Raw genomic sequence first — 21745 nt, 5'->3', positions numbered from 1 at the left:
ATAGTTTTAAGCTCTTAAATATATAAACCCTGAATAATTTAATTACTCAGGGTTTTATTTTGAATAAATTTTAAAGTTTTATGACAAACGTGTAAGGTTCTTTAAAAGATAGCGTCTTTATTTATAAGGAAGCATTTAGTAGTGTTTCTTTTTCATAGTTTTTCATAGCAATTTTCCCACTTCATTCGTGAAGTGGGTTTTTTATTTAAAACTAAACTGCTTGTTGTTGCTGCACTTCAAACAATTCTCCGCCTTCACACTTAAGGGTTTTTTGCTTAAATTTTACAATTAACTGATAATCGTGCGTAGCCATTAATATAGTTTTTCCGCTTTTATGAATTTCATTTAATAAATTCATTACTTCAAGCGATGTTTTAGGATCTAAATTACCGGTAGGCTCATCTGCTAAAATTAACTCAGGGTCATTTAACAACGCTCTTGCAATTGCAACTCGTTGTTGTTCACCTCCAGAAAGTTCGAATGTTTTTTTGTAGTATTTTTCTTTCATTCCTACTTTATCTAAAACCTCGTAGATTTTATCTTTCATTTCGGTTTTATCTTTCCATCCAGTAGCTTTTAAAACAAATTCTAAGTTTTCAAAAACGTTTCTATCATTTAAAAGTTTAAAATCCTGAAAAACAATTCCTAATTTCCTTCTTAAAAAAGGAATTTCATTCTCTTTCATTTTTTTTAAATCGAAACCTACAATTTCACCCAAACCTCTTTGTAAACGCAAATCGCCATACAAGGTTTTTAACAAACTACTTTTTCCGCTTCCTGTTTTTCCTATCAAATAATAAAAATCACCTTTATTTAATCTGAAATTAATTTTTGATAATACTAAACTGTCTTGCTGATAAATATCAGCATTTTCAAGATGTAAAACAGGTCTTTCCATATATCGATTCGTTTTTACAAATCTAAAATTTTATTACTTAATTCTATAACATTTCTTATTTTTGATGCATTGTTTACCAACAAAAACAAAAAAGGTACGTTATACCTTTTAGAGAACTAAGATATATGAAATTTATTTGTTACAAAAAAAGCTGTTATTTATTGTTTTTAATTGCTTTTTCAACAACTACAATAGCACAAGAATCTGCTATTAATTCAGAAATTACATCTGATTATCACAAAGCTATAAAACTATACAACAACAAAGCGTACGCTGCTGCGCAAGAAGTGTTTAGTAAAGTTTCTAGAAGTGCTAATCAACATGAAAATCGAAAAGCTGATGCCGATTATTATGATGCAATGTGTGCTATAAAATTAACACAAGACAATGCAGATGATAAAGTATTAGAATTTGTAGAAAACTACCCTTATAATAACAAAAAAGAGAAGGCTTTTATAAATGTAGGTAACTATTATTTTGCTAACAGAAAAGCAGCACACGCGTTAAAATGGTATCAAAAAGTAAATGACAAGTTATTAAGTCAACCAGAAAGAGATGAGTTAAATTATAAAATGGGTTATGCTTTATTGGTCTCTAATTATTTAAAAGACGCTAAATCTCGTTTTCAAACATTACTTGGAAACCCTATTTATGGTAACGATGCGCGTTATTACTTTGGATATATTGCTTACAAACAAGAAAATTTTGGTGAAGCCGAAGATAATTTAAGTCAGCTAGCAAACGATGCTACTTATCAAGCAAAAGCAAATTACTATATTTTAGATATTAGTTTTAAAGCTGGGCGTTTTGATAAATCTGTAAAAATTGGAGAAAACCTTTTAAAAGAATCAAAAGATGAAAAAGAAATTTCTCAGGTTTCTAAAATAATTGGGGAGAGTTATTTTAATCTTAAAAAATATGATGAGGCAATTCCTTATTTAACAGCATATAAAGGTAAAAATGGCAAGTGGACTAATACCGATTATTATTATTTAGGTTACGCTTATTATCAACAAAAAAACTACGAAGAGGCTATTGGTAACTTTAATAAAATTATTGGTGGTAACAATAAAGTTGCTCAGAATGCTTACTATCATTTAGGTGAATGTTATTTAGAATTGCAAAAAAAACCAGCAGCTTTAAATGCATTTAAAAATGCAAGCGAAATGGAATTTGATCTTAAAATAACGGAAAGTGCTTCGTTAAGTTATGCAAAATTGAGTTACGAACAAGGAAACCCGTATGAGAGTGTTCCTGATGTTTTAAAAGGGTTTTTAACTAAATACCCAAACTCACCTAATACACCTGAAATAAACGAATTATTAATCACCTCTTATTTACATCAACAAGACTATCAAGGTGCTTTAGATTATTTAAGTAGTGTAAAATCTTTAGAAAACGACAACATTGCAAATGAAGTATCATTGTATAGAGGTATTCAATTATTTAATGAAAATAAATTAGCAGCTGCTAAACCTTATTTTTACAAAGCAACTCTTTCTGAAAACACCTTAATTAATAATAAAGGGAATTTTTGGTTAGCTGAAACAGAGTATTTATTAGGTAATTATGACAAAGCCTTAACCAGTTTTTTATTAATTACAAATAAAGATTTAGAGGATACAATAAAACTAGATTATAATATAGCCTACACTTATTTTAAACAAAAAAACTATGAAAATGCAGCGAAACATTTTCAGCAATTTTTAGCGCTAAAATTAGATGACAATAATTTAAATGACGATGCTTCAAATAGATTAGGAGATTCTTTTTATGCCTCTAAAAACTATTTAAAAGCAATTAACGCTTATAAAAAAGTAATTAATGAAGGCGGTGTAGGTGCAGATTACGCACAATACCAAACAGCTATGAGTTATGGCTTTATGGGGCAAAATGACACAAAAATTAAAAACTTACAAACGCTTGTTAACGATTATGCAGGTTCTCAATTACAAGATGATGCTTTGTTTCAGTTAGCAACAACATATACTGCAACAAGCAACGCTGTAAAAGCTCAAAAAACGTATAATCGTTTATTATCTGAGCATTCTAATAGCAACTATATTCCTAATGTTCTTTTACGTCAAGGATTGTTGTACTATAACAGCAATCAAAATAAAAAAGCTTTAGAAAAATATAAAGAAGTTGTTGCAAAACACCCTAATTCTAAAGAGGCAAAACAGGCTGTTACCAATGTTAAAAATGTATATATTGATATTGGTAAAGTAGATGAATATGCTGTTTGGGTTAAAAACGTAAAATTTATAAATGTTACAGATGCAGAATTAGACAATGCTACTTATCAATCTGCAGAAAACAAATTTTTAGAAAACGATACCGCAAAAGCTATTGAAGGGTTTAATAAATATCTTTTAACTTTCCCTAACGGATTACATGCTTTAAAATCTCATTTCTATTTAGCGCAATCGTATAATAACAACAAGCAATTTAAAAATGCAGTACCACACTACACCTATGTTGTAGATCAAAATAAAAGTGAATTTTCTGAAGAATCATTAGCCAAACTTTCTAATATCTATTTAGAAGAAGAAAATTGGGATAAAGGAATACAGCTTTTAAAGCAATTAGAAACCGTTGCTAATTATCCGCAGAATATAATATTTGCGCAAAGTAATTTAATGAAAGGGTATTATAATAAAAAAGAATATGCCAACGCTATTACCTATGCCGAAAAGGTTTTAGGAACCGATAAAATAGATACAAACGTCGCTGAAGACGCAAAAATAATCTATGCGCGTTCTGCCTTTAAAACGAATGACTTTTTAACTGCTGAAGAGTTTTTTAATGAAGTTAGTAAAAAAGCTACTGGCGAACTAAAAGCTGAAAGCTTGTATTATAACGCATTCTTTTTAAATGAAAATAAAGATTATGAAGCATCTAACAAAGCAGTACAAAATTTAATCGCCAACTATTCTTCTTACAAATACTGGGGAGTTAAAAGTTACATTGTAATGGCTAAAAATTATTATGCTTTAAAAGATGCCTACCAAGCAACTTACATCTTAGAAAACATTATTAAAAACTTTACGCAGTATAAAGATGTTACAGAAGAAGCTACAAACGAGCTTCGTTCTATAAAAAATAAAGAAGCAAAAACAAACGAATCGGTAACTACCCAAAACTAAAATTTGTTAAACACAAAAAAGAGTTCAATGATTATATCAATGAAGAAGCACTTAGGTTTATTTGTTTTATTTGCAATATCAATTGCAAATGCACAAGAAAAGAAAACCACAGAAAAAGCAAAAGACACTATTATAAAAACAGAGGTAATTAATGTAGTTACATCATACGTTCCTAAAATTACCGATGCTTTTAAAATAAAGCAAAAACCAATTATAAAACACACAAAAGAAACCCAAAAAAAAGAATTAGAATATAAAATATTTTCAGTTCCTGTTGCCTCTACTTTTATTCCAAAAAGCGGTGTCATGAAAAAAGTAGATTTAGGTAAAAGAGAACTATTATTTCCTAATTACTTATCTGTTGGTTTCGGTAATAAAATATCACCTTTTTTGGAAGCTTATGTTAGAAGAAACGAAAGTTACGATAGTGAATTCGGAGCGCATTTAAAATTTCTTCTATCTGCAGATCCTGTTGAAAACACAGCGCTTAGTAGTACATATTACGATATGAGTTTAAACTTATTTTATGCACAACAAGAACGTTATTTAAATTGGAAAGCAGGCATAAGTGCAGAACGAAACAAGCATAATTGGTATGGTTTACCAACAAACATACCTTTTACTGACGCTACCATTAGTAATATTGAAGAAGAACAGGCCTATACTTACTTTAAGGTTTTTGGAACCATTAAATTCGATGATTCTTATCTTGAAAAAGCAAATGGTAGTATTTCTTTTTTTACAGATGCATTAAGTAGTAATGAGTTTTTAATTGATGGAAATGCGAAATTTAAATTCCCTTTGAATACTTTTCACCGTCAGTTAAATGATTTATATATAAATACAACATTAAGTTATTTAGGTACTAAATTCGAAAAAAACTACGAAACTCAAGCCGAGTTAAAACATAGTTTTGCTACTGCAGGTATTCACCCAACATATAATTTTAAAGTACAAGATTTAGCTATAAAAATAGGAGCAAAAACGTATTTCTCTTTAGATTTAGAGAATAACGAAACTAATTTCTTTGTGTATCCTGATTTAGAAATATCATATCCTATTGTTAACGATTTTGCAAGCGTTTTTATTGGTGCTTCAGGAGATTTAGATACAAACACTTACAAATCATTATCAACAAAAAACCCGTACATCTCTCCTACTCAAAACATACAGCAAACCAACAAGAAATACGATGTCTTTGCCGGAATAAGAGGAAAGTTAGATTTTCAGTTTAGTTATAATTTAAAAGCAAGTTATGCCGATATTGAAAACAATGCTTTTTTTGCTTTAAACCAATCAAAATCTAACGGAAATAACATTGCAGGAACAGATGCTTTTTCTTTCTCGGGATATGATTACGGAAACTCATTTAACACCACGTACGATGATATTAAACAAGTATCTTTCTTTGGTGAAATTGCTTTCGACGGAATTAAAAACTTAAGTGTAGGTTTAAACGGTCAATTCAATAAATTTACATTAACAAACGAATTAGAAGCTTGGAACGCTCCAAAAATAAAAGGAGAGCTTTTCGGTACTTATAAAACAAGAAAGTGGTATGCAGGTGCTAACTTCTTTTTTGTCGGCCAACGAAAAGGAAAATTATACGAAGTATTGCCTTCACAAAATTTCTCGACTGTAGACTTAGATGGTTATTTTGACATTAATTTTAATGGTGGTTATCATTTTAACGACTCGTTTTCTGTGTTTCTAAACCTTAATAATTTGCTAAATAACAGTTACCAAAGATTTAATAATTTTAATGTACAAGGTTTCCAAGCAATGGGAGGTTTAACCTGGAAATTTGATTCACTTTTCTAAAAAAACAATCTAAATATTATTAAGCCTAACTATTTACAAAGAATAGTTAGGGGTAACTTAAAGCAAACAACTACAAATCAAAATCTTTACGATCACTTTACGATTAAAAATATAAAACTTACATTTATGGCACTTTAAAACAGTGTCATAAATGAAAAAATTATCACTCTTATTAATTTCAGGGTTGTTTGTAATTTCTTGTAAAACAGAAAAAAAAGAAACACCTTTAACTTCTAATGTTTTTTCTGTTGAAGAAAAAATAGATTCAACTCAAATAAAACACTTATTCAACGCTGCCTTAACCGAAGGGAAATCTTATGAATGGTTACAAGACTTAACTTCGAATGTAGGTAGCCGTTTATCAGGTTCAGAAGGAGCAGCAAAGTCTGTTGTTTGGAGCGAAAAATTAATGAACGAAGTTGGTTTAGACTCTGTTTGGTTACAACCAGTTATGGTACCACATTGGGTTCGCGGAGAAAAAGAAGTTGCAAATTATAGCTTTAACGGAGCAGAAGTTAATGTTCCTGTTTGTGCTATAGGAGGTTCTATTGCAACACCAACTAACGGAATTACAGCAGAAGTTATCGAAGTAAAAAACTTAGAAGAAGCTGAAAAATTAGGAGATAAAGCCAAGGGTAAAATAGTTTTCTTTAATGGTGCTTTTGACAATACTTTAATTCACACTTTTAAAGCCTACGGCGGATGTGTTGGTCAGCGTTTTGGCGGAGCAGCGGCAGTTGGTAAATTCGGTGCAAAAGCAGTTATCGTTCGCTCTATGACAAACGGAATAGATGATTATCCGCATACCGGATCAATGGGTTATGGAGATATTCCTAAATCAGAATATATTCCTTCTGCAGCAATTAGCTCAAGAGCTGCCGATAACTTAAGCAAGCATTTAAAAGAGAATCCAACACTTAAGTTTTACTTAAAACAAAGCTGCGAAACACTACCTGACGCTCCTTCACACAATGTTGTTGGAGAAATTAAAGGAAGTGAAAATCCTGATAAAATTATGGTTATTGGTGGGCATTTAGATTCTTGGGATTTAGGTGATGGCGCTCATGATGACGGAACAGGAATTGTACAATCGTTAGAAGTAGCTTACTTATTAAAAAAGAACAACATTAAACCTAAAAACACTATTCGTATTGTATTTTTCATGAATGAAGAAAACGGTTTGCGTGGTGCTACAGAATATGCGCGTTTAGCAAAACTGAACAACGAAAATCATATTGGTGCTTTAGAATCTGATTCTGGAGGTCACACGCCTAGAGGTTTCTCTATCGATGCCAATGACAAGAATCTTCAATTATTACAAAGTTGGAAAAAACTATTAGCTCCTTACGGGTTACATGATATTACAGCAGGCGGAAGTGGTGCTGATATTGGTCCTTTAAAAGACGATCATGTTACTTTAGTTGGATACCGACCAGATTCTCAACGTTATTTTGATTATCACCATGCCGCTAGCGATACTTTCGATAAAGTTAACAAACGTGAACTAGAGTTAGGAAGTGCATCAATGGCAAGTATCGTATATTTAATGGACAAGTATTTATATAATAACGAAACCATAAAACCATAACGGATGACAATTTTAGTATTAATTCTTCGTGTAATTTTTGGTTTATTCTTTGCTTACATAGGTGTTATGCATTTTTTAAAACCACGTTTTTTTAATGGTTTTATTCCCAAACCACTTCCTAAACTAGCTGTAAACTATGTTGCAGGTTTTATCGAAGTTGCAATCGGAATAGGTCTTTTATTTAATGCTACTGCAAAAAATGCAGCTATCGGTTTTTTTGTTTTAATGATCATTTTTTTACCATTACATATATGGGATTTATGTAAAGAAAAACCTGCTATAGGATCTAAAAAAATTGCCATTATACGCTTACCCACACAATTTTTACTTTTATATATCGCTTATTTAATATATTCAAATTCATGAGAAATTCATTATTAATCATTGCTATTTCAATCGCTATTACCTCTTGTAAGCAACAAGAAAAAGTAGACACGATTGTTATTAATTCAAACACATATACCGTTAATTCTAATTTCGATAAGGCTGAGAGTTTTGCGATTAAAGACGGTAAATTTATCGCTATAGGAACTAATAAAGAGATACAAGATAAATACACCTCATCAAAAACTATCGATGCTGAAAATAAAGCTATATACCCTGGTTTTATTGATGGCCATTGTCATTTTTACAGATTAGGTTTACAGCAGCAAAAAGTAAACTTAGTCGGTACAAAAAGTTACGATGAAGTATTACAGAAGTTAGTTGAGTTTCAAAAAGAAAAAAATACCACTTTTATAACCGGTCGTGGTTGGGATCAAAATGATTGGGAAACAAAAGAATTCCCTACAAAAGAGAAACTAGATGCTTTATTTCCTAGTATTCCTGTGGCAGTTCGTAGAATTGACGGTCATGCAATGTTGGTAAATCAAGCTGCAATCGATTTAGCAAGTATTACAATTGATACTAAAATTGATGGAGGTGAATTCTTTAAAAAAGATGGAGAACTTACAGGTGTGTTAATTGACAATGCAATGAATTTCATTGAAGTGCCAAAACCGAATAAACAAGAACAGATTCAGGCTTTAAAAGACGCTGAAAAAATTTGTTTCGATTTAGGATTAACAACCGTTGATGATGCTGGTTTAGACAGGCAAGTAATTGAATTGATTGATAGTTTACAACAAACAGGTGATTTAAAAATGCGTATGTACGCAATGATTTCTAACAATAAAGAAAACTTAGATTATTACCTTAATAAAGGTGTTATTAAAACTGATAAATTACATGTTCGTTCGGTAAAAGTATATGCAGACGGAGCTTTAGGTTCTCGTGGAGGAGCTTTAAAAGAGGAATACTCTGATAAAAAAGGGCATTTTGGTGCTTTGGTAAATTCGTACGATGATCTTCAACGTTTAGCTAAAAGAATCGCTAGTTCTGAATATCAAATGAACACGCATGCCATTGGTGATTCTGCTAATTATGTAATGCTTAAAGCTTATAATAAATTCTTAAAAAACAAAGACAATCGTCGCTGGAGAATTGAACATGCTCAGATTGTTGATTTAAAAGATTTTCATTTATTTAAAAACATCATTCCATCTATTCAACCAACACATGCTACAAGTGATATGTATTGGGCAGAAGAACGTGTAGGTTCTGAAAGAATTAAAGGTTCTTATGCTTATAACGATTTATTAAAACAACATGGTATGGTTGCTTTAGGAACCGATTTCCCTATTGAAAACGTAAGTCCGTTACATACCTATTACGCTGCAACTATCAGAAAAGACTTAAAAGGATATCCAGAAAAAGGGTATCAAATGAACAATGCATTATCTAGAGAAAATGCCTTGAAAGGGATGACTATTTGGAATGCTTTTGCTAATTTTGAAGAAGCCGAAAAAGGAAGTATTGAAGTAGGTAAACTTGCTGATTTTATCATCTTAGAAAATGATATTATGACTGTTAAAGGCGACAAAATACCTAATACGAAAGTTTTAGAAACTTTTGTAAATGGAGAAAAAGTAAATTAATTTTTTATCAAACTATAAAAACTCTTTTATGAAATCTTATTTTTATACAGCATTAATCACCCTATTATTTATATCGTGTAGTGAAGATTCTATAAACTACGATGCTAAAAATGAGGCTGATATTATTGAATACATCGCAAATAACAATTTAGATGCTAAAAAAAGCGATTCTGGCTTATATTATGTTGTAAGTAATGAAGGCTCGGGCACAAGGCCTGTAAGCAACTCTAATGTAACCGTTGCGTACAAAGGTTATTACTTAAATGGTAAAACATTTGACCAAAGTGTTAGTGCTGGTATTTCTTTTAACTTACAACAAGTTATTAAAGGATGGACAGAAGGAATCACTTATTTTAAAGAAGGCGGAAGCGGTGTTTTACTAGTTCCTTCTAAACTAGGATATGGTTCTTCTACAACAAAAGGAATACCTGGTGGATCTGTTTTAATATTCGACATCGAGCTTTTAAAGGTTAATTAAAACGCATCTTTTTATATAAAAACTAGTCATCTTATTAAAAAATCATGACTAAATTACAACGTAAACAAGAATATTACAATCAATTAATACTCGCTAAAAAGGCACTTAGAAGCAATCGATTTAAAGTGTCTTTTTATCGTTTAGAAAATACTAATATTTTAGGTCAAAAACATTTATATAGACATGCGCTATCACATTACTGGATGCTTGTTTTCGGAATTAAGACAATAAACATTAAAGAAATAGCAGGTCAGTTCACTAGACTTTTAGCCGCTATTTTATTTACAAATATTTGGATTCCTAAAGGAAATACAGGTGGTTCAAATATTTCACTAATAAAATCAATACCCATTAGAAAAGAGCTACAAAAATACTTCCCTAAATAACTGCATCTTTTCTGATATTTAAAAGTCTATTACATGAATTTAAGAATTAAATATCATGAAATATAAAAACGAATGTACGTGTAATTGTTATGGTTGTAAAACAGGTAATTGCTCTAATTGTACCTGTGAAAATTGCTCTTGCAAAAACTGTAACTGTTAATAACATTTTTGTAAATTTATAGAATGACAACAAATCAAATTTACATAAAATATGCTGATGACGTTAAATATTTTATCTTAAGTAAGGTAAAGGATGAAACGGTTACTGAAGATATTTTACAAGACACGTTTATTAAAATACACACCAAACTTCATACTCTAAAAGACATTACTAAGCTAAAACCTTGGATATTTACCATTGCTAGAAATTCTATAATGGACTATTTTAAAAGCAATAATAAAACTTTTGAATTGGCTAATTCCGAAACAGAAGCAAGCATAGAAACAACCACACATACCGAAAAAGAATGTTTACGTGGTATCTTAGATAGTCTACCGAAAACATATAGAGATCCTTTATTTTTATCAGATATTAAAGGCTTGAAACAACAAGATGTTGCTAATATCTTAAAACAGCGTTTACCTACAACTAAATCGCAAATTCAACGTGCTCGTAAGCTAATAGCACAAGGCTTTATGGATTGCTGTGGATTTGTTTTAAACGAAAACGGCAAGTTAGTTGGTGAAATACAAGACAAAGGTGATTGTAAAGTTTGTGGTTAGGAAATTGCGCTATTTTTAATTCTTTTTTTAATAACTTTACTACTAATTTAGTAAATACTGCTCTTCTTGTTAACACTCAATAATACCACATCAAAATGAAAAAATACATACTACTTTTATTCATAAGTTTTTTAATTTTTAGTTGTAATGAAAAAAAAGCAATCAGTTCTATAAATCCAGAAAACTGGTCTAAAAGGCATGTAGATATAAGCACCAAAGACTCTCTTGAATACGGAAAATCGTACTTATCTATTTATTCACAAATTTATAGTAGTTCAGAACACAAAACACATAATTTAACTGCAATGATAAGCATGCGAAATACTAGCGACACTGATACTATATACTTATTAAAATCAGAGTATTTTGATACACATGGGAAATCTCTTCGCACCTATTTTAATAAACCAATCTATTTGAGCCCGATGGAAACTACCGAAATAATAATTGACGAAATAGATGTTGAAGGAGGAACGGGATCTAACTTTATAATCGAATGGAAAATTCCAAAAAACTGTCCTGAACCTTTGTTCGAAGGTGTAATGAACTCAACTATGGGACAACAAGGTTTATCTTTTACAACGCAATCAAAAAGAATAAAGTAAAACGATTATTTACTTGTAAAACAAATTTTTAAGTGCAACCACAAACTATTGTAATTAAACAAATAAATATTTCTGAAGCATTACCTATTCGTCACAAAATTATGTGGCCTAACAAGCCAATAAGCTATGTTAAATTAGCAGATGATGAAAAAGGAAAACATTTTGGATTGTTTGTAAACGAAGAAATAGCGTCAATTATTTCTTTATTTATATTAGATAACGAAGTACAATTCAGAAAATTTGCCACATTAATTGAATTTCAAGGATTTGGTTACGGGACCATGTTATTAAAAGAAATTATAAAATTGATGAAGAAAGAAGGTGTTAAGAAATTATGGTGCAATGCTAGAGTTGAAAAATCAAAATTCTATGAAAAATTCAATTTAAAAACAACAACCAAAAAGTTTAAAAAAGGTGGAATCGAATACGTTATTATGGAGCTTACTCTTACCTAAGCACACAAGTGTAAATACTTTCCTAAATCATATATAACTAAAAAATCGAGCTGTTTTAACTTAATCAGCTGTCAAAAACAATTAAATATCTAGGCCTCTTTTCAAAAATTCTATTTAATACTTATTTACTTTGTGAAAGTTTGTTTTTTATAATATGTTTGAAAAAAAGAAAAAATCAACAAATTATGAGTAATAACAACTCCAAATTAGATATTTTAAGTAACGAAATATCAATAATGATTCAAAATACCACTAATAGAAGTGATCATAATAAAAAAAAGTCTTTTAGAATTTATATTGGTATTGCTATTTCTTCTGCTTTAATTACCTTTTTAGTAGCTATAGCTAATGATGTCCCTAAAAACCTAAGTACTCCAGTAAAATTTATGACACTCTTTTTTAGTGCATTAACAACAATTTTGGCTTCTTGGGACGGATTTTACAACCATAAGCAACTTTGGGTTAATTACAGTGAAACTAAAGATCTTTTAAAAGAATTACAGTTAAAAATAAAATTAGCTTCCGAAGAAGATAAAAAAAAATCACTATTCATCACATATATACATCAAGAATATCAATCTATTGTTAACAAAAGTAATTTTAAATGGAAAGAATTAAGATTAGATGACAGAATGAGTTAAGCATCCCACCTTCTAATCTATATAACTAATTTTTTCTTTTCTTAGAACCACTCTTAGCCTTAGGAGCTCTATAGTTTTTACTTTTACGCTGATTGAAAGGAACCGCATCATCAAAAGTATTTTTTGTTTCTTTTGCTGATTTATTTTTCTTCCAAGAATTATTTTCAGGTAATAAAACTTTCAATAAATCTTGTCTTCCTACTTTGTTAAGTGTATTACGAATCCAATCTTTATTTTCTTTCTTATACCAGAAGAAAAACTTGTGTTGATCTTCTTTTTCTTTAGCTGTTTTAGGTGTTTTCGTTGGCTTTAAAGTGTACGGATGAAAACCACTATAGTAAATTACCGTTGCAACCGTCATTGGCGTTGGCGTAAAACCTTGCACCTGCTCTAACTGAAATCCCATCTCTTTTGTTTCGGCTGCTAAATTTGCCATGTCCTCTTTTTCACAAGCAGGATGATTAGAGATAAAGTAAGGTATTAACTGTAATTTTAATTTTTTCTTTATATTAATACGGTCAAAACGCTCTTTAAACATATGAAAATATTTAAATGATGGTTTACGCATCAATTTTAAAACAGGATCAGAAGTATGCTCTGGCGCTACTTTTAATCGTCCAGAAATATGTTTTGTCATCACCTCTTCGGTGTAGTCATCTAACTCTTTCGGATCTGCGTTTTTATTAAATTCAGGCACTAACATATCGTGGCGAATTCCACTTCCAATAAACGATTTTTTTATCTTCGGATGCGCATCAACGGCTTGATATAATTTTGTTAATGGCTTGTGTGAAGTATCTAAATTACTACATATTACTGGCGATATACAAGAAGGCGCAACACATTTATCACAGATAGATTGTATTTTCCCCTTCATCTTATACATATTTGCAGATGGCCCACCAATATCAGATAGATATCCTTTAAAATCATCCATTTGGGTAACTTTATCTACCTCTCTTAGAACAGATTCTTCACTACGACTTGCTATAAATTTTCCTTGGTGTGCAGAAATAGTACAAAAACTACATCCTCCAAAACATCCACGATGAATGTTAATAGAAAATTTTATCATTTCAAAAGCCGGAATTGGCCCTCGCTTATTATATTTTGGGTGTGGCAAACGTGTAAAAGGTAAATCGAAAGATCCATCTATTTCCTTTTCCGTCATTGTAGGATAAGGCGGATTTATCATCAACTTTTTATCTCCTACTTTCTGAAAAATACGACGTGCATTTAACTTATTCGACTCCTGCTCTATTACTTTAAAGTTAGAAGCAAATGTTTTTTTATCTTTTAAACAAGCCTCGTGAGAATTAATCTCTATGTCTTCCCAATTTTTATTCTTCGGAATTTCTTCTCCTTTATCAACAAAAACAGCTGTTTGTTTAATTGTTTTTAAGCTAGAAAAAGGCACTCCTTTTTGCAATAGTTCTACAACTTCACGCAAAGGTTGTTCTCCCATTCCGTAAACCAGCATATCTGCTTTAGAAGTTTCTAAAATAGTTGGTAACAACTTATCCGACCAATAATCGTAATGTGTTACTCTTCTTAAAGAAGCTTCAATACCACCAATTAAAATTGGAGTATCTGGAAATTTATCTTTTAATATTCTAGAATATACTGATGTTGCATAATCAGGCCTAAACCCTTTATCTCCGTTTGGTGTATACGCATCTTTATCTCTACGACGCTTACTTGCCGTATAGTTACTCACCATCGGATCCATACATCCGCCAGTTACTCCAAAAAATAATCTTGGTTTACCTAACTTCTCAAAATCCTGTAAATTATCGTTTACACTAGGCTGTGGTACAATTGCAACTCGCAATCCGTAACTTTCTAGTATACGTCCAATTACTGCAGGACCAAATGATGGATGATCTACATATGCATCTCCACTAAAAAGAATTACATCTAATTCTTCCCATCCTCTTAACTTAACCTCCTTATTTGTAGTCGGTAACCAATCTGAAACTCGTCTTATTCCCATGCGCTGCAAAGGTACAAGGTTTTTAGCAATAAAGTCCTCACTTTTAAACAAGTAATAACGTTTCGTTTTTTTCAAATTTTTCGATCTTATATCTAAAAAAAACACTTATTCTTTAACATTTTATTAAGAATAACAATAATTTGATTTAATTAATTTCGGAATTCATAATTCAAGCAAAATACAATGGCACAAAAACTACTTTCAAAAATATTGATTGTAATCTTTTTCTTAAGTTTCTCTGTAAATTCGGAAGCACAACGTAAAAAGAAAAAGAAAAGCGAAAAAAAAACAACAGATACAAAGCCTAAAAGCAAGCCAGATAAAAATGCAATTAAGCCTTATGGTAAAGTTGTAACAAAAAAACATAAAACGGATACCGGTTTATTTAAAGTACATTCAAAAGACAATAATTACTTATTTGAAATTCCAGATTCTTTATTAAATAGAGAAATGTTAATGGTTACCAGAATTGCTAAAACTGCAAGCGGAATTGGTTTTGGTGGTGGTAAACAAAACACACAAGTTTTACGTTGGGAAAAGAAACATAAAAAGATTTTATTACGTGTAGTTTCTCATAATGTTGTGGCCGATTCTATTTTACCAATTCATGAAGCGGTTACAAATTCAAACTTCGAACCTATTCTTTTTGCTTTCCCTATAAAAGCCTTTAGCAAAGATTCTACTGCCACTGTTATTGATGCTACACCTTTATTTTCTTCGGATGTTAAAGCAATCGGATTTCCTCAGTTTAGAAGAAAAGCTTATAAGATTACTAAAATGGATAAAGATCGTTCGTATATCGAACGTATGAGTAGTTACCCTCAAAACATTGAAGTTCGCCATGTAAAAACATACGTTGCAGGTAGCGCTCCATCAAACTCAAGTGTTGGTGCGGTTTCTTTAGAATTAAGTAATTCAATGATTTTATTACCAAAAACACCTATGAAGCGTCGTTATTTCGATGAACGTGTTGGTTGGTTTACAAGTTCGCAAACAGATTATGGTTTAGATACTCAAAAAAGTAAATCTGTTACTTATTTAGACAGATGGCGTTTAGAAGTTAAAGACGAAGATTTAGCGAAGTTTAAAAGAGGTGAATTAGTAGAGCCTAAAAAACAAATCGTTTATTATATTGATAGAGCTACACCTAAAAAATGGAGTAAATACATAAAAGAAGGAATTGAAGATTGGCAAGTTGCCTTTGAAGCTGCCGGTTTTAAAAATGCAATTATTGCTAAAGATGCCCCTACGAAAGAGGAAAATCCAGATTGGAGCCCTGAAGATGTTCGTTATTCTGTAGTACGTTATTTAGCGTCTCCTATTCCGAATGCAAACGGACCTCATGTTAGTGACCCTCGCTCGGGAGAAATTTTAGAATCTGATATCAACTGGTACCATAATGTAATGACTTTATTACATAACTGGTATTTTATTCAAACTGCCGCTATCAATCCTGAAGCTAGAAAAAACAAATTTAAAGATGAAATTATGGGGCGTTTAATACGTTTTGTTTCCTCTCACGAAGTTGGTCACACATTAGGTTTACCTCATAACATGGGAAGCTCTGTAGCATACCCAGTAGACTCTTTACGTTCTGCTAGTTTTACTAAAAAATATGGTACAGCACCATCTATTATGGATTATGCGCGTTTTAACTACGTTGCACAACCTGAAGATAAAAGCGTTGCTTTAATGCCTAACATCGGACCATATGATAAATATGCAATGAATTGGGGATACCGCCCTATATTAAACACAGCTGCTAAAGATGAAAAAGAAATTTTAAATAAATGGATTACTGATAAAAAAGGAGATCCTATTTATAGATTCGGACATCAACAAGTAAGAAATACAATCGATCCTAGTTCTCAAACAGAAGATTTAGGTGATGATGCTATGAAAGCAAGTGCTTATGGTATTAAAAACTTACAACGTATTTTACCTAGGTTAGAAGAATGGACTACCGAAAACGGTGAAGATTATCAAGAGTTAAAAACAATGTATGGTCAATTAGTTGGTCAGTTTAACAGATATATGGGACACGTAAGCTCTAATATTGGTGGGGTTTATGAAACCTTTAAAACTGCCGATCAAGAAGGCGCTGTTTATACGCATACACCAAAAGAACATCAAAAAAGAGCGTTAACTTTTGTGAATAACGAATTGTTTAAAACGCCTACTTGGTTAATCAATCAAAACATTATATCTAAAACGCAATATTCTGGTTCTGTAGATGAAATTAGAAGTTTACAAGTACGTACTTTAAATAAAATTTTAAAGACTGGTCGTTTAACTCGTTTAATTGAAAATGAAATTTTAAACGGTAACAAAGCTTATAGTATTGTAAATATGATGAGTGATCTTAGAAAAGGAGTTTGGTCTGAATTATACAGCAACAAAACAATTGATGGTTACAGAAGAAATTTACAAAGAGCACATTTAGATCGTTTATACTTTTTATTAAACAAAGCTAAAAATCAAAATGGTGTAAGAAGAAACGGTGGATATTTTAAACAAACCGCTGTAAACATTAGTCAGTCTGATATTAAAGCAGTTGTTAGAGGCGAATTAAAAAGAATCCAAAAAGACATTAAAAGAAGTATTCCTAACGCTCGTAACACAATTACGCGTTACCATTTACAGGATGCTAATGATAGAATTAATAGTATTTTAAATCCGAATAAATAATAAATACAACACCCCGAATTCGTTAAAAAACATCAGTAATATATATTACTGGTGTTTTTTTATTCCTTAAAAAAGAATTGCTACTTTTATAATTCGTTAATAATCAACAAAACCGTATGAAACACTTTTTAAAACTTGCTTTTTTACTACTTTTTATAGTAAGCTGTACTAAAAAAGATTTAAAACAAGCAACCACTCAAGCTCCTAAAGACACTTACGTAGCTGATAATTTCACAAAAAAAGAAGTAACCATTAGCATGCGAGATGGTGTTAAGTTACACACTACTATTTACACACCTATAGACACGAGTAAAACCTACCCGATTTTAATGCAAAGAACACCTTACAGTTCTAGGCCTTATGGAGACGGTAAATTTAAAACCAAAATTGGCCCGAATACCATTTTAATGAAAGAAGGGAACATTGTGGTATATCAAGATGTTCGTGGTCGTTGGATGAGTGAAGGTGTGTACGACAATATGCGTGCTTATATTCCTAACAAAACACCAAAGCAGGCTGATGAAACTACCGATACTTATGACACCATTGATTGGTTAATTAATAACACGCCGCATAACAACGGTAAAGTTGGTACTTGGGGAATTTCTTATCCTGGGCATTACGCTACCGTTTCTACTATCGATGCGCATCCAGCTTTAAAAGCTGCATCACCACAAGCTTGTATTGGCGATTTCTTTTTTGATGATTTTCACCACAACGGTGCTTTTTTATTGAGTTATTTCAGAGCTATTTCGTTATTCGGTACTTACAAAGATCAACCAATGGATTCTGCTTGGTATTCTTTTCCTAAAATGGATACACAAGATCAATATCAGTTTTTCTTAGATAAAGGACCTTTAAAAAACCTCAACGAATATTTTCAATATGATAAGTTAGATGTAGCTACAACTGAAAACAAAGACAAAATCGATGATTTTTTCTGGAAAGAAATTGTAGAACATCCAAATTATGATGAAACTTGGCAAAGCAAAGGAATTATTCAACATTTAGATAAAGTTCCGTCTACCGTAGCAACCATGATTGTTGGTGGTTTATTTGATGCTGAAGATTTATATGGCCCTTTAGAAACTTATAAGGGAATCGAAAAAAATCAACCAAATAATTATAACACGTTAGTTTTTGGTCCTTGGGATCACGGCGGATGGGCACGAAATAAAGTAGCCAACAAAGTTGGAAACTATTATTTTGGAGATTCAATTTCGTTAAAGTTTCAAAAGAATATCGAAACTAAATTCTTTAATCATTTCTTAAAAGGCGACGGTTCTAAAAATAGCGGTTTACCTGAAGCATATGTTTTTGATAGCGGTAAAAAAGAATGGAAATCATACGATGTTTGGCCTCCAAAAGAAGCAAAGAAACAATCGTTTTTCTTATCATCAAATCAAGAATTAACAGCATCAAAGAAAGACAATTCTAAAGTTGATTTCATCAGCGACATTAAAAGACCTGTACCTTATTCTGAAGATATTAAAACAGTTTTTACCCCAAGAAAATACATGACCGACGATCAGCGTTTTGCTGCACGTAGACCAGATGTTTTAGTTTATGAAACTGATGTTTTAGCTGATGATTTTACGTTAGCTGGAGATATTTTAGCTAAATTAAAAGTAGCAACAACAGGTTCTGCTGCCGATTGGGTTGTTAAAGTTATTGATGTACACCCTGCAGATTTAAAAAACGACAACAAAGAAATGCAATCACATTTAAAATTAAGCAATTACCATATGATGGTTCGTAGCGAGGTTTTACGTGGTCGTTTTAGAAATAGTTTTTCGAATCCGGAACCGTTTACACCTAACAAAAAAACGGATGTAAATATTAAATTACAAGACGTATTTCACACCTTTAAAAAAGGACATAAATTACAAATACAAGTACAAAGTACATGGTTTCCTTTAATCGATTTGAATCCGCAAACTTATGTAGACAATATCTATAAAGCCGACGCGAAGGATTTTAAAACACAAACACATTCAGTTTTTTCAGATTCTAGTATTGAATTTACGGTATTAAAAAAATAATGATGGCTACAAATCATACCGACGTATTAATTATTGGTGCCGGATTATCGGGTATTGGCGCTGCGTGTCATCTATCAAGAAAAAACCCTAACAAGAGTTATAAAATTCTTGAAATGAGAGCCGAATTAGGCGGAACTTGGTCGTTATTTAAATACCCAGGAATTCGCTCTGATTCGGATATGTATACCTTCGGATATTCTTTTAAAACATGGGATGCTTCTAAATCGTTTGCCGATGCGCCCTCTATTTTAGAATACCTAAACGAAGCTACTGACGAATATAAAGTACGTGATAAAATATGTTATAACGAAAAAGTGATTTCCGTAAATTTTGATACTAAAAAAGCAATTTGGACGGTAATTACTCAGCATCAAAAAAGTAACGAAGAACATACTTATACTGCTAATTTTTTATTTTCATGCAGTGGTTATTACAGCTATAAAAATGGCTACACACCCGATTTTGAAGGCGTAACTAATTTTAAAGGAACGATTATTCATCCGCAGAAATGGCCAGAAAACTTAGATTACACTAACAAAAAAGCAATTGTTATTGGTAGCGGAGCAACAGCTGTTACTTTAGTTCCAGAAATGGCTAAAAAAACAGCGCATGTTACCATGGTACAACGCTCGCCAACCTATATTGGTGCGTTGCCTAATAAAGATAAAGTTGCTGGTTTTCTAAAAAAAGCACTGCCTAAAAAAACGGCTCACAAAGTAATTCGTTTTAAAAACATTCTCTTTTCGATTGCTTTTTACAACACCTCTAAAAAGTTTCCGAATTTTATGAGAAACTTTATAATTAAAGGAGCGAAAAAGCAATTAAAAGGTTTTCCTGTCGAGCCTCATTTTACTCCGAACTACAATCCGTGGGATCAACGTTTTTGTGTGGCGCCTGATGGCGATTTATTTAAAGCCATAAGAGAGAAAAAAGCATCTGTTGAAACCGATCATATTGATTGTTTTACCGAAAATGGATTGCGTTTAAAATCAGGAAAAGAACTTGAAGCTGATATTATTATTACCGCTACAGGTTTGCAATTAGTTGCCTTTGGTGATGCTAAAATTAGTGTTGAGAATGTTCCTTTTAATCCTTCGGATAAATTAACTTATAAAGGTTTAATGTTAAATGACCTGCCTAACTTTATCTTTTTTGCGGGTTACACCAACGCTTCTTGGACCTTAAAAAGCGATTTAACAAGCGAATATGCAAGTCGACTTATTAATTTAATGGATAAAAAAGGACACAAAGTTGTGGTACCTAAAGTTAGTGATATGAATATGGAAACCGTACCACTTATTAATTTAAACTCGGGTTATATTCATCGTTCTACAGCAAATCTACCAAAACAAGGAAGTAAATTTCCGTGGAAATTATATCAAAATTGGATTTATGATTATTTTACATTACGTGTAAAATCGGTTAAAGATGATACTTTAAAGTTCAATTAATAGCTATTTTTAAATTAACTTAAATATCTTTTTCTAAACCTCGTAATTAAAATTACGAGGTTTTTGATTACTAAGTTAGTTTTATTTATATTTTAAAAGTATAACTTCATTAGTCCTTGATATTTAATTAAAAAAGAATATCATAATTAATTTTAAAACATAACCTTATGAATAAAGATATTTCAAATACCTTTTTAGATAAAATAAAAAAAGACATAAGAAGTCTTTTAGAAAAAAAAGACTTCTTATGTGAAAATACTTCACAAGGAATTTTAGAACTATCAGATCACGGATGGTATTTAGGGTATGATACAATGCCTTTAACTGCTTTAGAACTTGATAAAAAACTAAAAAAAGGATATTTAAAAGAAGTTGACGATATCTTAAGTCAATACTATGAAGAAACACTAAATTTTATAGAGAAAAGAGTCGTTTCTCTAAATCCAAATAGAGAGTCTATAATAAAAGAAGCTTTTGATAATCATAGAAATAAGAAATATCATTCTTCAATTGTTTTATTACTAACTCAAGTAGATGGTTTATGCTATGATAAGCATCAAAAATATTTTTTTACTAATAACACAAAACTAAGTAGAAAAAATATATACAAACCACAAGTAGAAGAAAAAATATCGGAAAGAGAAAAAAGAATTCTTAATGGTTTTAAAATTCCTCTACAACAATCAACAGGAATTAACGAACATACTTCAAATCTTTCAAAATTTCCTATTAGACTTAATAGGCACGATATATTACATGGAATGGATTACAATTATGGAACAAAAATAAATTCACTTAAAATTATTTCTTTATTAAATTATATAAATGATATTGTAGTACGTGAATAAAAGTTA

17 protein-coding genes are annotated in these 21745 nt (G+C 31.1%); 15 read left to right on the top strand and 2 right to left on the bottom strand.

All coding sequences use genetic code 11. The annotated features are described in order from the left end of the window. Positions 1 to 211: 211 nt before the first annotated feature. A complete protein-coding gene (locus AC28QF_RS05095) occupies positions 212 to 898 on the bottom strand; it encodes a cell division ATP-binding protein FtsE (RefSeq protein WP_488200452.1) in 687 nt (228 codons plus the stop codon). 125 nt (positions 899 to 1023) lie between these two features. Between AC28QF_RS05095 and AC28QF_RS05090 the strand changes: the two genes are divergently transcribed. The 11 genes from AC28QF_RS05090 (at position 1024) to AC28QF_RS05040 (ending at position 12717) form a co-directional block, all read left to right on the top strand. Further along, the gene (locus AC28QF_RS05090; RefSeq protein WP_488200453.1) at positions 1024 to 4044 is read left to right on the top strand and encodes a tetratricopeptide repeat protein; all 3021 of its coding nucleotides are present in this window, start codon (positions 1024 to 1026) and stop codon (positions 4042 to 4044) included. Between the two features lie 39 nt (positions 4045 to 4083). After that, entirely contained in the window at positions 4084 to 5865 is a 1782-nt protein-coding gene (locus AC28QF_RS05085) for a hypothetical protein (protein WP_488200454.1), read from the top strand. Positions 5866 to 6016: 151 nt separating this feature from the next. Further along, on the top strand, positions 6017 to 7453 hold the full coding sequence (locus AC28QF_RS05080; RefSeq protein WP_488200455.1) for a M20/M25/M40 family metallo-hydrolase: 1437 nt from the start codon (positions 6017 to 6019) through the stop codon (positions 7451 to 7453). A 3-nt stretch (positions 7454 to 7456) separates the two neighbouring features. Then, positions 7457 to 7819: a DoxX family membrane protein gene (locus AC28QF_RS05075; RefSeq protein WP_488200456.1), complete on the top strand. Its 363-nt coding sequence runs from the start codon at positions 7457 to 7459 to the stop codon at positions 7817 to 7819. Continuing rightward, on the top strand, positions 7816 to 9429 hold the full coding sequence (locus AC28QF_RS05070; protein WP_488200457.1) for an amidohydrolase: 1614 nt from the start codon (positions 7816 to 7818) through the stop codon (positions 9427 to 9429). Before AC28QF_RS05075 ends, AC28QF_RS05070 begins: the two co-directional genes overlap by 4 nt. 28 nt (positions 9430 to 9457) lie before the next feature. Continuing rightward, the gene (locus AC28QF_RS05065) at positions 9458 to 9907 is read left to right on the top strand and encodes an FKBP-type peptidyl-prolyl cis-trans isomerase (RefSeq protein ID WP_488200458.1); all 450 of its coding nucleotides are present in this window, start codon (positions 9458 to 9460) and stop codon (positions 9905 to 9907) included. Positions 9908 to 9951: 44 nt separating this feature from the next. Continuing rightward, complete coding sequence (locus AC28QF_RS05060; protein WP_488200459.1) at positions 9952 to 10293, top strand: DUF3703 domain-containing protein; 342 nt, start codon at positions 9952 to 9954, stop codon at positions 10291 to 10293. A 183-nt stretch (positions 10294 to 10476) separates the two neighbouring features. Then, a complete protein-coding gene (locus AC28QF_RS05055) occupies positions 10477 to 11016 on the top strand; it encodes a sigma-70 family RNA polymerase sigma factor (RefSeq protein ID WP_488200460.1) in 540 nt (179 codons plus the stop codon). A 95-nt stretch (positions 11017 to 11111) separates the two neighbouring features. Further along, positions 11112 to 11621, top strand: a complete 510-nt coding sequence (locus AC28QF_RS05050) for a DUF3124 domain-containing protein (RefSeq protein ID WP_488200461.1) — start codon at positions 11112 to 11114, stop codon at positions 11619 to 11621. Positions 11622 to 11653: 32 nt separating this feature from the next. Then, positions 11654 to 12076, top strand: a complete 423-nt coding sequence (locus AC28QF_RS05045) for a GNAT family N-acetyltransferase (protein ID WP_488200462.1) — start codon at positions 11654 to 11656, stop codon at positions 12074 to 12076. A gap of 185 nt (positions 12077 to 12261) precedes the next feature. Continuing rightward, on the top strand, positions 12262 to 12717 hold the full coding sequence (locus tag AC28QF_RS05040; protein WP_488200463.1) for a DUF4231 domain-containing protein: 456 nt from the start codon (positions 12262 to 12264) through the stop codon (positions 12715 to 12717). A 25-nt stretch (positions 12718 to 12742) separates the two neighbouring features. Here AC28QF_RS05040 and AC28QF_RS05035 read toward each other — a convergent pair whose 3' ends face one another. Beyond that, positions 12743 to 14710: a YgiQ family radical SAM protein gene (locus AC28QF_RS05035; RefSeq protein WP_488200464.1), complete on the bottom strand. Its 1968-nt coding sequence runs from the start codon at positions 14708 to 14710 to the stop codon at positions 12743 to 12745. Between the two features lie 183 nt (positions 14711 to 14893). Between AC28QF_RS05035 and AC28QF_RS05030 the strand changes: the two genes are divergently transcribed. The 4 genes from AC28QF_RS05030 (at position 14894) to AC28QF_RS05015 (ending at position 21739) form a co-directional block, all read left to right on the top strand. Then, positions 14894 to 17398, top strand: a complete 2505-nt coding sequence (locus tag AC28QF_RS05030; protein WP_488200465.1) for a zinc-dependent metalloprotease — start codon at positions 14894 to 14896, stop codon at positions 17396 to 17398. 116 nt (positions 17399 to 17514) lie between these two features. Then, the gene (locus AC28QF_RS05025) at positions 17515 to 19440 is read left to right on the top strand and encodes a CocE/NonD family hydrolase (RefSeq protein ID WP_488200466.1); all 1926 of its coding nucleotides are present in this window, start codon (positions 17515 to 17517) and stop codon (positions 19438 to 19440) included. Beyond that, positions 19440 to 20891, top strand: coding sequence for a flavin-containing monooxygenase (locus AC28QF_RS05020; protein WP_488202409.1), 1452 nt, complete (start codon positions 19440 to 19442; stop codon positions 20889 to 20891). The genes AC28QF_RS05025 and AC28QF_RS05020 overlap by 1 nt, the downstream gene beginning before the upstream one ends. A 167-nt stretch (positions 20892 to 21058) precedes the next feature. Next, positions 21059 to 21739, top strand: coding sequence for a hypothetical protein (locus AC28QF_RS05015; protein WP_488200468.1), 681 nt, complete (start codon positions 21059 to 21061; stop codon positions 21737 to 21739). Positions 21740 to 21745 lie beyond the last annotated feature (6 nt).

The sequence above is a fragment of the Tenacibaculum sp. M1.3A genome, assembly GCF_057732375.1.
The sequence above is the reverse complement of the archived record's forward strand: the minus strand, read 5'-3'. Positions and strand labels throughout refer to the sequence as shown.

Coding starts and splice junctions, on each gene's coding strand:
- AC28QF_RS05085 (WP_488200454.1), top strand. CDS start 4,084: ATGAAGAAGCACTTAGGTTTATTTGTTTTATTTGCAATATCAATTGCA.
- AC28QF_RS05015 (WP_488200468.1), top strand. CDS start 21,059: ATGAATAAAGATATTTCAAATACCTTTTTAGATAAAATAAAAAAAGAC.
- AC28QF_RS05070 (WP_488200457.1), top strand. CDS start 7,816: ATGAGAAATTCATTATTAATCATTGCTATTTCAATCGCTATTACCTCT.
- AC28QF_RS05095 (WP_488200452.1), bottom strand. CDS start 898: ATGGAAAGACCTGTTTTACATCTTGAAAATGCTGATATTTATCAGCAA.
- AC28QF_RS05020 (WP_488202409.1), top strand. CDS start 19,440: ATGATGGCTACAAATCATACCGACGTATTAATTATTGGTGCCGGATTA.
- AC28QF_RS05065 (WP_488200458.1), top strand. CDS start 9,458: ATGAAATCTTATTTTTATACAGCATTAATCACCCTATTATTTATATCG.
- AC28QF_RS05075 (WP_488200456.1), top strand. CDS start 7,457: ATGACAATTTTAGTATTAATTCTTCGTGTAATTTTTGGTTTATTCTTT.
- AC28QF_RS05080 (WP_488200455.1), top strand. CDS start 6,017: ATGAAAAAATTATCACTCTTATTAATTTCAGGGTTGTTTGTAATTTCT.
- AC28QF_RS05055 (WP_488200460.1), top strand. CDS start 10,477: ATGACAACAAATCAAATTTACATAAAATATGCTGATGACGTTAAATAT.
- AC28QF_RS05030 (WP_488200465.1), top strand. CDS start 14,894: ATGGCACAAAAACTACTTTCAAAAATATTGATTGTAATCTTTTTCTTA.
- AC28QF_RS05060 (WP_488200459.1), top strand. CDS start 9,952: ATGACTAAATTACAACGTAAACAAGAATATTACAATCAATTAATACTC.
- AC28QF_RS05050 (WP_488200461.1), top strand. CDS start 11,112: ATGAAAAAATACATACTACTTTTATTCATAAGTTTTTTAATTTTTAGT.
- AC28QF_RS05090 (WP_488200453.1), top strand. CDS start 1,024: ATGAAATTTATTTGTTACAAAAAAAGCTGTTATTTATTGTTTTTAATT.
- AC28QF_RS05040 (WP_488200463.1), top strand. CDS start 12,262: ATGAGTAATAACAACTCCAAATTAGATATTTTAAGTAACGAAATATCA.
- AC28QF_RS05035 (WP_488200464.1), bottom strand. CDS start 14,710: ATGGGAATAAGACGAGTTTCAGATTGGTTACCGACTACAAATAAGGAG.
- AC28QF_RS05025 (WP_488200466.1), top strand. CDS start 17,515: ATGAAACACTTTTTAAAACTTGCTTTTTTACTACTTTTTATAGTAAGC.